At 75.1% G+C, this 11,712-nt stretch carries 8 protein-coding genes and 1 pseudogene; 4 read left to right on the plus strand and 5 right to left on the minus strand.

The genetic code is table 11. The features are described 5' to 3' along the window. Positions 1–29: 29 nt before the first annotated feature. The 4 genes from aspS to GPA02_RS10850 all read right to left on the minus strand — a co-directional run bounded on the left by aspS (position 30) and on the right by GPA02_RS10850 (position 6,271). Positions 30–1,814, minus strand: a complete 1,785-nt coding sequence (gene aspS / locus GPA02_RS10835) for an aspartate--tRNA ligase (RefSeq protein WP_156199941.1) — start codon at positions 1,812–1,814, stop codon at positions 30–32. 112 nt (positions 1,815–1,926) lie between these two features. Next, positions 1,927–3,618 (minus strand): GTPase, encoded by a 1,692-nt coding sequence (locus tag GPA02_RS10840; RefSeq protein WP_240133989.1) that lies wholly within the window; start codon positions 3,616–3,618, stop codon positions 1,927–1,929. Then, entirely contained in the window at positions 3,615–5,309 is a 1,695-nt protein-coding gene (locus GPA02_RS10845; RefSeq protein WP_162457753.1) for a GTPase domain-containing protein, read from the minus strand. Before GPA02_RS10845 ends, GPA02_RS10840 begins: the two co-directional genes overlap by 4 nt. A gap of 8 nt (positions 5,310–5,317) precedes the next feature. Next, positions 5,318–6,271 carry a LysR family transcriptional regulator gene (locus tag GPA02_RS10850; protein ID WP_156199943.1) on the minus strand — a complete coding sequence of 318 codons (954 nt, stop codon included), beginning with the start codon at positions 6,269–6,271 and terminating at the stop codon, positions 5,318–5,320. Between the two features lie 82 nt (positions 6,272–6,353). Here GPA02_RS10850 and GPA02_RS10855 point away from each other — a divergent pair, with 82 nt between their 5' ends. Together GPA02_RS10855 and GPA02_RS10860 are read left to right on the plus strand one after the other, a co-directional pair. Beyond that, positions 6,354–7,046, plus strand: a complete 693-nt coding sequence (locus tag GPA02_RS10855) for an aspartate/glutamate racemase family protein (RefSeq protein WP_156199944.1) — start codon at positions 6,354–6,356, stop codon at positions 7,044–7,046. 211 nt (positions 7,047–7,257) lie between these two features. Next, a complete protein-coding gene (locus GPA02_RS10860) occupies positions 7,258–9,072 on the plus strand; it encodes a DEAD/DEAH box helicase (protein ID WP_240133990.1) in 1,815 nt (604 codons plus the stop codon). 3 nt (positions 9,073–9,075) lie between these two features. Here the strand turns inward: GPA02_RS10860 and hisS are convergent, their stop codons facing one another. Further along, positions 9,076–10,422, minus strand: coding sequence for a histidine--tRNA ligase (gene hisS, locus GPA02_RS10865; RefSeq protein ID WP_156199946.1), 1,347 nt, complete (start codon positions 10,420–10,422; stop codon positions 9,076–9,078). A 383-nt stretch (positions 10,423–10,805) separates the two neighbouring features. Here hisS and GPA02_RS10870 point away from each other — a divergent pair, with 383 nt between their 5' ends. Continuing rightward, positions 10,806–11,489, plus strand: a complete 684-nt coding sequence (locus GPA02_RS10870) for a peptidylprolyl isomerase (protein WP_240133991.1) — start codon at positions 10,806–10,808, stop codon at positions 11,487–11,489. Next, a pseudogene (locus GPA02_RS10875) lies at positions 11,486–11,712 on the plus strand (hypothetical protein); the annotation flags it as partial. The gene GPA02_RS10870 and the pseudogene GPA02_RS10875, both read left to right, overlap by 4 nt.

The following is an 11,712-nucleotide window of genomic DNA, read 5'->3' on the forward strand; positions in this document are numbered from 1 at the left end:
TCGTCCCGGCCGCCCGACGGTCGCGGTCCTCAGGACTCGGTCGCGCCGGCCTTCTCGGGCAGGGCGTCGATCCCTGCCTCCTTGCGCTGCTCCGGCGTGATCGGGGCGGGCGCCTGCGTCAGCGGGTCGTAGCCGCCGCCGGACTTCGGGAACGCGATGACCTCGCGGATCGAGGGGCTGCCGGTCAGCAGCGCCACGATGCGGTCCCAGCCGAACGCGATGCCGCCGTGCGGCGGCGCGCCGTAGGCGAACGCGTCGAGGAGGAACCCGAACTTCTCCTGCGCCTCGGCCTCGGTGAGACCCATGACACGGAAGATCCGCTCCTGCACGTCGCGGCGGTGGATACGGATCGAGCCGCCGCCGATCTCGTTGCCGTTGCAGACGATGTCGTAGGCGTAGGACAGCGCGTTCGCCGGGTCGGACTCGAACCGGTCGATCCAGTCGGGACGCGGCGAGGTGAAGGCGTGGTGCACCGCCGTCCAGGCGCCACCGCCGACGGCGACGTCGTCGTCCTCACCCACGGCCTTGAACAACGGCGCGTCGACGACCCACACGAACGACCACTCGTCCTCGTCGATCAGCTCGCAGCGGCGCCCGATCTCCAGGCGGACCGCGCCCAGCAGGGCGCGGGAGCTGCTCGCGGGGCCGGCGGCGAAGAAGATGCAGTCGCCGGGAGCGGCGCCCGTGGCGTCGAGCAGGCCGTCGCGCTCGGCGTCCGAGAGGTTCTTCGCGACCGGGCCGCCGAGCTCGGCGTTGTCGCTCACGGTCACGTACGCGAGGCCCTTCGCGCCCCGCTGGCGCGCGAAGTCCTGCCACGCGTCGAGGGTGCGACGCGGCTGGTTGCCGCCGCCCGGCATGACGACGGCGCCGACGTAGGGCGCCTGGAACACCCGGAACGGGGTGCTCGCGAAGTACTGGGTGAGGTCGACGAGCTCGACGCCGAACCGCAGGTCCGGCTTGTCGGTGCCGTACCGGGTCATCGCGTCGGCGTAGCTCATCCGGGCGATCGGGCGCGGGATCTCGACGTCGATGAGCGACCAGAGGGCGGCGAGCACGTCCTCGGCCACCTCGATGACGTCGTCCTGCTCGACGAAGCTCATCTCGACGTCGAGCTGGGTGAACTCGGGCTGCCGGTCGGCGCGGAAGTCCTCGTCGCGGTAGCAGCGGGCGATCTGGTAGTAGCGCTCGAGGCCGCCGACCATCAGCAGCTGCTTGAACAGCTGCGGGCTCTGCGGCAGCGCGTACCAGGAGCCCGGGGACAGCCGCGCGGGCACGAGGAAGTCACGCGCGCCCTCGGGCGTCGAGCGGGTCAGCGTCGGCGTCTCGACCTCGACGAAACCGCGCTCGTCGAGCACGCGCCGCGCGGCCTGGTTCACCTTCGCGCGGAGCCGGATCGCGTGGGCCGGGGCCGGCCGCCGCAGGTCGAGGTAGCGGTACTTGAGCCGCGTCTCCTCGCCGACCTGGCCGCCCTCCTCGGGCGCACCGGTCGAGACCTGGAACGGCAGCGGCGCCGAGGCGTTGAGCACCTCGACCTCGGACGCGATCACCTCGATCTCGCCGGTCGCCAGCGCCGGGTTCTCGTTGCCCTCGGGGCGCGCCTGCACGGTGCCGACGACGCGCAGCACGAACTCCGACCGCAGCGGGTGCGCCACCTCCTCGTCGCGGATGACGACCTGGGCGATGCCGGAGGCGTCGCGCAGGTCGACGAACGCCACCCCACCGTGATCCCGCCGGCGGTCCACCCACCCGGTGAGGGTCACGGTGGAGCCGATGTCGGCGGCGCGGAGCTCGCCGGCGTTGTGGGTGCGGAGCACGGAGGAGGTCCCTTCGACGGTGCGTGGCGCTGGGTTCTCAGCGACCGCCCATGCTACGGCCTCCCACCTGGCGCCCGCGCCCCCGCCGCGACGGGCTGGTCCGGGTGCCGGCCTACCCGCGGGCCGCCCGGACGCCGTCGGCGAACGCGCGCGCCGTGGCGGCGCGTGCGGCGACCTCGGCCAGCACCCCGGTGCGCGCGGTCTCGGTGATCGAGCGGCGCAGCGCGGTGCGCGTGCGCGCGGCCCGCCGTCGGGCGCCCAGCGCCGCCGCGGCGCGCGAGAGCAGCGCGACCAGCAGGCCGAGCACGGCGCCGCCGACCAGCAGCACGGTCGGCCACGGGATCGCGGGCAGCGCGGGCAGCGGCGGGTCGGCCGGGACCGGACCGACCTGCGGCACCCAGCCGATCTCGATGCGCAGGTACCCGAGCACGGCGTAGACGCCCAGCCACAGCACGCCCGCGGCGAACACCGCGAACACCAGCCACTGCAGCACGCCCACGAGCCCGAACCAGCGCCCGTCGCGGTCGTCGAGCCGGGTGCGGAGCACCGCCTGGTCGAGCTCGTCCGGCACCGTCGCGGCCCGCGACGTCGCCCCGGCCCGCAGGTACGAGCGCCAGGGGTCGCGCGAGCCGCCCGCCGCCACGTCGCCGAGCGAGCGCAGCGCGGTGTGCACCTGGGCGCGCTCGACGGGCGAGGCCGCGGGCACCGACGTGATCGTCGTCACCGGTGCGTCCGGGTCGACCGGGCCGGCCGGGCCGGCACGACCCAGGCCCAGCCGCCGCAGGGGGTCGGCGCGGAACCGCCCCAGCCAGCGCAGCAGCGGCCACCCGGTGCGTCGGCCGGCGCGGTAGCGGTAGGAGCCCGCGACCGCCTCGGCCACGCGGTCCACGCCTGCGGCGCTCGCCAGCGCGGTGACGAGCGTGCGCTCGGTCGGTGCCGGCAGCTCGCGGGGCACGTCGGCGTGGTAGGCGTCGTCCAGCGCCTCGGCCACGGTCGCCACGTCGGCCGCCAGCCGGGCCTGAGCGGCCTGCCGGCGCCGCACCAGGTCGGCGATCACCTCGCGCACCCGGTCGACGCCCTCGCCGGTGCGCGCCGACGTCGTGAGGACCGTCGCGTCGCGCAGCCCGTCCTCGACGAGCCGCTCACGCAGGTCGGCGAGCACCGCGGGCCGGTCGGCCTCGGCGAGCGTGTCGACCTGGTTGAGGACGACGACGGTCACCTCGGCGTAGCGGGCCATCGGACGCAGGAACTCGGTGTGCACGACGGCGTCGGCGTACTTCTGCGGGTCGAGCACCCAGACGAGGGCGTCGACGGTCCGGGCCAGCCGCTCGGCGCGCCGCCGGTGCTCCACCTGCACCGAGTCGATGTCGGGCAGGTCGAGGAGCACCAGCCCCGCGACCGCGTCGGGGTCGACCCAGCCCCCGGTGCCCGCGGGGACCTCGTGGGTGCGGCCAACCTCGAGCCACTCCAGCAGCGGGCGCGCCGCCGCCGGGTCGACCTCGGTGCCGGTCCACAGCACCGCGAGCGGGTGCGCCGTCGTCGGCCGTCGCGCGCCGACGGTCGCGGCGTCGACACCGGCCAGCGCGTTGAGGAGCGAGGACTTGCCGCTGCCGGTCGCACCGGCCAGCGCGACGACCGTGTGGTCGCCCGAGAGCTCCCGCCGCCGCCCGACGTTGCCCAGCACCTCGCGTGCTCGTTCGAGCGGCGCGGTCGTCCCGAGCATCTCGGCGGGGACCTGCGACAGCGCGTCGACCGCCTCCCGCAGCCCGGCCAGCCGGGCGTCGAGGCCCTGGCGCGCCCTCACGCGGCCGTCACCCGGTCGAGCACCGCCCGCGCGCTCGCGCGCAGGTCGTCCGCGCCCGCGCCCTCCTCGACCAGCAGGTCGAGGAACCGCTGCCGCTCCGAGGCGAGCAGCCGGTCCACGCGTGCGAGCAGGTCCTCGCGCGCCGTCCGCGCGAGCCGCCGGACCCCTTCCTCGCCGAAGATCGCCTCGAGCAGCCTCTGCGCGACGACGGCGGTGCCGCCGGCGATCGCGATCTCGGCGCCCATCAGGCCGCCGGTCGCGGAGAACGCGAGGATCATCAGCACGACGCCGACGCCGTTGACCCCGAACGCCAGCACCCGCGCGCCGGTGCGGCGGGTGCGGCCCTCGGTCCGCACGAGGTCGACGATGAACGTCTGCCAGTCCCGGATCGTCGTCGCGGCGCGGTCCTCGAAGCCGTCGGTGGCACGCGTCCAGTCGCGGCCCGCGAGCAGCGCGCGCCCTGCGGTGTCGGCGCGCAGCGCCGTCTGGGCCCGCTCCGCGGCCTCGTCGGCGGCCGCCACCAGCACCGCGTGCAGACCCTCGCCGATCGCCTGCTGCACCTGCTCCTCCGGCTGCGGGCGCCCGGTGACGAACGCCCCGAGCTTGTCGCGCAGTCGCCCGATACCGGCCTCGAGGCTGCGGAACAGCTCGCCGGTGCCCACGAAGTCCTGCCACCGAGCCAGCACCTCGCCCCGCAGCAGCGAGCCGTCGCCGAGCGCGTCGGCGACCGCCTCGGTCGTGTAGGCCCGCTCGACCCGCGTCCGGAGGTCCGCGCGGGTCGCGGCCTGCTCGTCGAGCGCGTCGGCGAGATCGAGCACGTGCTCGGCGGCGCGGCGGGTCGCGCCCGCGAGCGTCTGCCGCACGACGGCGGAGCGCGTCACGGCGTCGAAGGTGAGCGTGTCGAGCCAGCCGCGGAGCCCGGCGACGGACTCGGCCGGCAGCATCCCGTCGGGTCCGAGCGGCTGCTCCGGCAGCAGGAACAGCGGCGCCCGCGCCAGCCCCTCGGTACCGAGCATCTGGTAGAGGTCGTAGGCGACCTCGTCCATCACGCCCGCCGGGATCCGGTCGAGCACGATCGCGACGACCACGTCGCGCGCGCTGGCGTCGCGCAGCAGCTCCCAGGGCACCGCGTCGGCGTAGCGGTTGGCGGTCGTCACGAAGATCCACAGGTCGGCGGCAGCGAGCAGCTGAGCGGCGAGGTGCCGGTTGCTGTCGACCACGGAGTCGACGTCGGGCGCGTCGAGCAGGCCGAGCCCCTGCCGCACGCCCAGGTGCGCGACGAGCCGCAGCGCGGACCCGGCGTCGGCGTCCGCGGCCGGTGACGCCGCCGGCGCGGTGCCGTCGCCGTGCACCCGCGGCAGCCCGGGCAGGATGCGCTGGCCCTCGAACCAGCGAGCGTCCTCGGGGTGGTGGATGAGCACCGGGTCGCGCGTCGTCGGGCGCAGCGCGCCCGGCCGCGTGACGACGTCGCCCACGAGCGCGTTGACGAGCGTCGACTTCCCCGCCCCGGTGGAGCCGCCGACGACCGCGAGCAGCGGTGCGTCGAGCTGGGCGAAGCGCGGCACGACGTAGTCGTCGAGCTGGTTGAGCACCGCGTCCCGCAGCCGCCGCGCCTCGGCGGCTCCGGGCGCCTCGAGCAGGTAGCGCGCGCTCTCGACGGCGGAGCGCATCGCGAGCAGCTCCGTCTCCATGAGCGCGATCATGCCAGCCGGACCAGCTCCCGCAGCAGCGACGCGGTGGCGGGCACCGAATCCGCGCCGTCACGGAGCACCGCGGCGAGCCGCCTCGACCCGTACCCCGGCAGCGTCCGCACGCGCGGGTGGCGGTAGGCGGCCAGCGCCGAGCGCGGCAGCAGCGTGACGCCGAGGCCGAGCGCGACGAGGTTCTGAACGACGACGTAGTCGTCGCTCACGTGCCGCACACGAGGTCGGAAACCGGCCTCGTCGCACCGTTGCAGGGTGTGCGCGCGGCACCGCTCGCAGCCGACGACCCAGTCCTCCTCGGCGAGCCGGGCGAGGCCCAGCCCGGCAGCGGCGGTCCCACCGCTGCCGTCGGTGCCCTCGGTCTCGCCGGTGCCGTCCGTGCCGATCGTGCCGTCCGTGTCGGTGGAGGCGACGAGCGGATGGTCCTCCGGCAGCACCAGCAGCACCGGCTCCTCCCCCAGCGGCAGCCGACGCTGCCCGGGCGCGGTCTCCGGCTCGGGGCCGTAGGAGAAGGTCAGCGCGACGTCGACGTCGCCCGCGGCGAGCAGCGCCAGCGCCTCGGGGGGCTCCGCCTCGGTGAGCTCGACGTCGATGTCGGGGTGCGCGGTCCGCAGCCGCGCCAGCACGGCGGGCACGAGCGTGGCCGCGGCCGACGGGTAGGCGGCCAGCCGCACCCGTCCGCGGCGCAGCGCGGTCAGCTCGGCCATCTCCTCGGTGGCCATGTGCAGCTGCGCCGCGACGGCGTCGGCCCGCGCCAGCAGCACCCGGCCCGGCTCGGTGAGCTCGACGCCGCCTGCGCCGCGCAGCAGCAGCGCCGCCCCGACCGAGCGCTCCAGCGCGCGCAGGTGCTGCGAGACCGCGGGCTGGGTCCACCCCAGCGCACGGGCCGCCGCGCTGATGGAGCCCGCCCGCGCGACCTCCCGAAAGATGAGCAGTCGCCGCGCGTCCACGACCCGACCATAACGTCTGCTTATGGCGTCTCACAGCAACACCGGGCTTCCTTGGAGGCGGGCAGGAGCGCAGGATCGCCGCATGCGCACCATCGGTCTCGTCGGCGGCATGAGCTGGTACTCGACCGCGGAGTACTACCGGGTGATCAACACCCGGGTCCAGGAACGCCTCGGCGGGCACGCCTCGGCGCCGCTGGTGCTCGTGTCGCTCGACTTCGCAGAGATCCGCGCCTGCCAGGTCTCCGGCGACTGGGAGCGCGCCGCCGAGCTGCTGACCGACGCGGCCCGTCGCTGCGAGCAGGCGGGCGCCGAGTCCGTGCTCATCTGCACCAACCTCATGCACAGGGTCGCCGAGGCGGTGCAGGCGAGCATCGAGGTGCCGCTGCTCCACATCGGTGACGCGATCGCGGCCCGTGCGCGCTCGCAGGGCTGGCACACCCTCGGTCTGCTCGGCACCCGGTGGGTGATGGAGGAGGACTTCTACGTCGACCGGCTGCACGACCACGGCCTCGACGTCGTCGTCCCGGGCACCGACGACCGCGCCGAGGTCGACCGGGTGATCTTCGACGAGCTCACGCAAGGCCTCGTCACGCCCACCTCGCGCGAGCGCTACCTCCGGGTCGTCGCCGACCTCGCCGCGCGCGGCGCGCAGGCGGTCGTGCTCGGTTGCACCGAGATCGAGATGCTCGTCTCCCCCGACGACGTCGCGATCGGCGTCCTCGACTCGATGACCGTGCACGCCGAGGCGGCGGCCGACCTCGTCCTCGCGCGCTGACCGCTCCGCCGGGGACCGTCCCCGCCGGCACGGCGACTGCGTCGCGCGTCACAGCGCCGCCACCTCCCGCGGCGGGCCGTGCGCCGATAGACTGAGGGCTCCTGCGGTCGCCTGCTCGTGTGCGCCGCCGCTGCTCTGCCGCACCACCTGTCACGCTCCACGAGGCGCACGGACAGCTCTCGCGGCCCGTCCGCCACGAAAGCGTGCTCCTGTGTCCTCACCTCTGCCCTCCTTCCTCGACCTCGGTCTCCCCGAGCCGCTCCTCGAGCGGATCGCCGCGCTCGGGTTCGTCCAGCCCACCGAGATCCAGGCGGCCTCGATCCCCGCGCTGCTGAGCGGTCGCGACCTCGTCGGCGTCGCCCAGACCGGCACCGGCAAGACCGCCGCGTTCGGGCTGCCGCTGCTCGCCCGGCTGCAGCCGCGCACCGAGCGCGGCGCCGGCGTGCAAGCGCTCGTGCTCACCCCGACACGCGAGCTCGCGCTGCAGGTGAGCGAGGCGCTGCGGACGATGGCGCCACTGCGGATCCGCACCCTTGCGATCTACGGCGGCGCGCCGTTCGGCCCGCAGCTGCGTGCACTGGCCGACGGCGTCGACGTCGTCGTCGGCACCCCCGGCCGGGTCATCGACCTCATCGGCAAGGGCTCGCTCGACGTCTCCGGCGTGCGGACCCTCGTGCTCGACGAGGCCGACGAGATGCTGCGCATGGGCTTCGCCGAGGAGGTCGCGACCATCCTCGAGAGCACACCTGCCGAGCGGCAGACGGCGCTCTTCTCCGCGACGATGCCCGGCGAGATCCGCCGCGTGGCTCGCACGCACATGACCGACCCCGTCGAGGTCTCGATGACGCCGTCGGAGCCGACCACGTCGGCGATCGAGCAGACCTACGCCGTCGTGCCGCTGCGGCACAAGACCGGCGCGCTCGCACGCGTGCTGGCCACGACCGACGCCGAGGCCGCGATCGTCTTCGTCCGCACCCGGCAGACCGCCGAGGACCTGGGCGCCGACCTGGTGGCGCGCGGCATCAACGCCGCCACCATCAGCGGCGACGTGCCGCAGAACGAGCGCGAGCGGATCGTCCAGCGGCTGCGCGCCGGGACGCTCTCGGTCCTGGTCGCGACAGACGTCGCCGCCCGCGGGCTCGACGTCGACCGGATCGGCCTCGTCGTCAACTTCGACGTGCCGCGCGAGACCGAGGCCTATGTGCACCGCATCGGTCGCACCGGCCGCGCCGGTCGCACCGGCACCGCGCTCACGTTCCTCACCCCCAAGGAGCGGTACCGCCTGCGCACGATCGAGCAGGCGACGCGCTCGACGCTCACCGAGGTCGCGATCCCGACGCCCGCCGACGTCAGCGCCCACCGCGCCGACGCGCTGCTCGCCGAGCTCCCGGCCCGGCTCGAGCGCGGTCGCCTCGAGCTGTACCGCGAGCGGGTCGCGATCATGCTCGCCCAGCACGGCGGCGACCCGCTCGACGTCGCGTCCGCGCTGCTGGCGCTCGGTGTCGGCGACACGGGACCGCAGCCCCGCGACGAGGACGCGCCGCGCCCCGAGGAGACCCGGTTCGTCGAGGACTCCCCCGCGCGCGCCGCGCGTCGCGCGTCCATGGGTCGCGACGACGCCGCTCAGTCGCACCGGCACTCCCCCAGCCGCGGCGAGCACGGCCGCCCTCGGGGCAACGTCTACCGCGTCGACGTCGGCCGCAACCACGGCGCTCGCCCCAACGCGATCGTCGGCGCGCTGACGGGCGAGGGCGGCCTGCACGGCTCCGACGTCGGCAAGATCGAGATCTTCTCCTCGTTCTCGCTCGTCGAGCTGTCCTCGCCGCTGTCGCCGGAGTCGAGCAAGCGCATCGGGACCGCGCGCGTCGCGGGTCAGGCGCTCAAGATCCGCCCGGACGGCGGCCGTCCCGGTCGCCCGCACCGCAAGGGGTCCGGCGACGCGCGGTTCGCTGACGCCCCCCGCGGCAAGCGGTTCGACCGGTCGCACGGCGACCGTCGCACGGCGCCGCGCCGCGACCGCGACTGAGGCTCAGCCGGTCGGGAGCACCTGCGGGCGCAGGTCCTGCGCCGGCGGCTGCCAGGTGTCGGCGTCGGCCGGGGCCTGGTCGCCGCTGCGGATGTCCTTGACCTCGCCGTCGCCGTCCTCGCCCGGGAACCAGACGTAGGGGATGCCCCGGCGGTCGGCGTGGCGGATCTGCTTGCCGAACTTCGCGGCGGTCGGCGCGACCTCGGTGGGGATGCCGCGCGCACGCAGCCGCGCCGCGATCGCGTCGCTCGCCGCCCGCGTGCCCTCGTCGACGACGGCGACCAGCACGGCGGTGGGGACGCTCCGGCTGGCGCGCACGAGGTCCTCGCGCAGCAGCCGCGACACCAGCCGGCTGACCCCGACCGACATGCCGACGCCCGGGTAGGTGTGGCTGCCGTCGGAGACGAGCGAGTCGTACCGCCCGCCCGAGCAGATCGAGCCCAGCGACTCGTGACCGAGCAGCGTCGTCTCGTAGACGCTGCCCGTGTAGTAGTCGAGGCCGCGCGCGATCTTGAGGTCGGCGACCACGACGCCCGGCACCTGGGCGTGGGCCGACTCGAGCAGCCGCACGAGCTCCTCGAGCCCCTGCTCGAGCAGCGGGGTGCGCACCCCCAGCGCGGTCACCGCATCGGCCACCGATGCGTCCGAGCCGCTGATCGAGGCCAGCTCCAGGCACGCGCGCGCCTGGCGCTCGTCGGCGCCGATCTCCTCCTGCAGGGCTCGCAGGACGCCGTCGGCGCCGATCTTGTCGAGCTTGTCGATCACACGCAGGGTGCCGTCGACGTCGGCGATCCCCAGCCCCTCGTAGAAGCCCTGGGCGACACGACGGTTGTTGACCGAGATCCGCACCGGCGGCACGCCGACGGCGCGGAGCCGCTCGAAGGCGGCGGCCATCACGACCGGGACCTCGACCTCGTAGTGGGCGGGCAGCGCGTCGGGCGCGACGACGTCGATGTCGGCCTGGGTGAACTCGCGGAAGCGGCCGTCCTGCGGACGCTCGCCGCGCCACACCTTCTGCACCTGGTAGCGCTTGAAGGGGAACGTCAGCCTGCCGGCGTGCTCGGCGACGTAGCGCGCGAACGGCACGGTCAGGTCGAAGTGCAGGCCGAGCTGGTCCGACGCCGCTGCTGCCTCGTCCGGGTCCGCCTGCAGCCGGCGCAGCAGGTAGACCTCCTTGGACGTCTCGCCCTTGCTGAGCAGCGACTCCAGCGGCTCGACCGCGCGGGTCTCGATGCCGGCGTACCCGTAGAGCTCGAAGGTGCTGGTGAGGACGTCGAGCACATGGGTCTCGACGGTCCTGCCCTCGGGGAGCCACTCGGGGAAGCCTGACAGCGGTGCGGGGCGAGCCATGCCCGTCATCCTGCCACCCCGACCCACGCCGTCCGGACGCCGGGCGAGGGCCGGGACGGCGGCCCGGGGCCCGGTCACCCACGGCGCCCGGACGCGTCCCGGCGGGCCTCGTCGGGCTCCGCCGCGGGCCCGGTTGTGACCACACCGTGACCTGCGCGGGCGCTCCCAGGCGGGGCGGGCGCGCACGCCTTGCCTAGACTGTGGCCGGGTTTCGGCTCACCGCCGGCCCACAGGAGCGCCCCGCGAGGGGGCGCCGGCGAGGAGGTCAGGTGCCGAGCAAGCGCGAGCGCGAGTATGCGCGACGACGCTATGAGAAGTCGGCAGCCCGGGCAGCTCGCGCTGCTCGGCTGCGGCGAGAACGACGACTGGTCATCCTCTTCACGGTGCTGGGGTTCGCCGCGCTGATCGGCGCGATCGTGCTGCTGGACCGCGGAGCGGAGCCCGAGGCGAGCCCGACCGACGGCACCTCGACCACCGATCCCGCCGCCGACGCCACGCTCGACCCGCTCCCGACGACGATCCCGGAGCAGTACGCGGCGCCGCCACCGGCCAGCGACTCGCTCGACCGCGACTGGGACGTCACGCTCACGACCAACGTCGGCGACATCACGATGGTGCTGCACGGCGCCGACGCGCCGCAGGCGGTCGCCAACTTCGTGTTCCTGGCGCGCGAGGGCTTCTACGACGGCACCGCGTGCCACCGGCTGATGCCCGGGGCGCTGCTCCAGTGCGGCGACCCGACGGCGACCGGCACCGGTGGCCCCGGCTACACCTGGGGCCCGATCGAGAACGCTCCCGAGGACGACCTCTACCCCGCCGGCACCGTCGCGATGGCGCGCGCCGGCAACGACGGCGAGAGCATGGGCTCCCAGTTCTTCCTCGTCTACGCCGACGTGCCGCTGCCCTCGGACGAGGCGGGCGGCTACTCGGTGTTCGGCGAGATCACCGGCGGGATGGACATCCTGCAGCAGATCGGCGCCGGCGGCGTCGACCCGAACAGCGTGGGAGCGGACGGCACCGGTCGTCCCGCCTCCGACGTGATCATCACCGGCGTGGAGGTCGAGTGAGCGAGCAGTCAAGCCCCGAGTTCGAGACGCTGATCCGCACGCACGCCGGGCCGCTCCCGCTGGAGCCGCGCGCCGCCGTCGCGGACGCAGAGCCGACGCAGCCGCCCGCACCGGTCGCGGACGACGCAGCGGCCGAGCCGACGGCGCAGCCCGAGCCGGCAGCCGACGCGCCGGCCACGCGGGCCGGCGAGACCGCCGCGGAGACGAGCGAGGCCGCAGCCCA

The sequence above is a fragment of the Actinotalea caeni genome (genome assembly GCF_009733795.1).
GTDB classification, from domain to species: Bacteria; Actinomycetota; Actinomycetes; order Actinomycetales; family Beutenbergiaceae; genus Pseudactinotalea; species Pseudactinotalea caeni.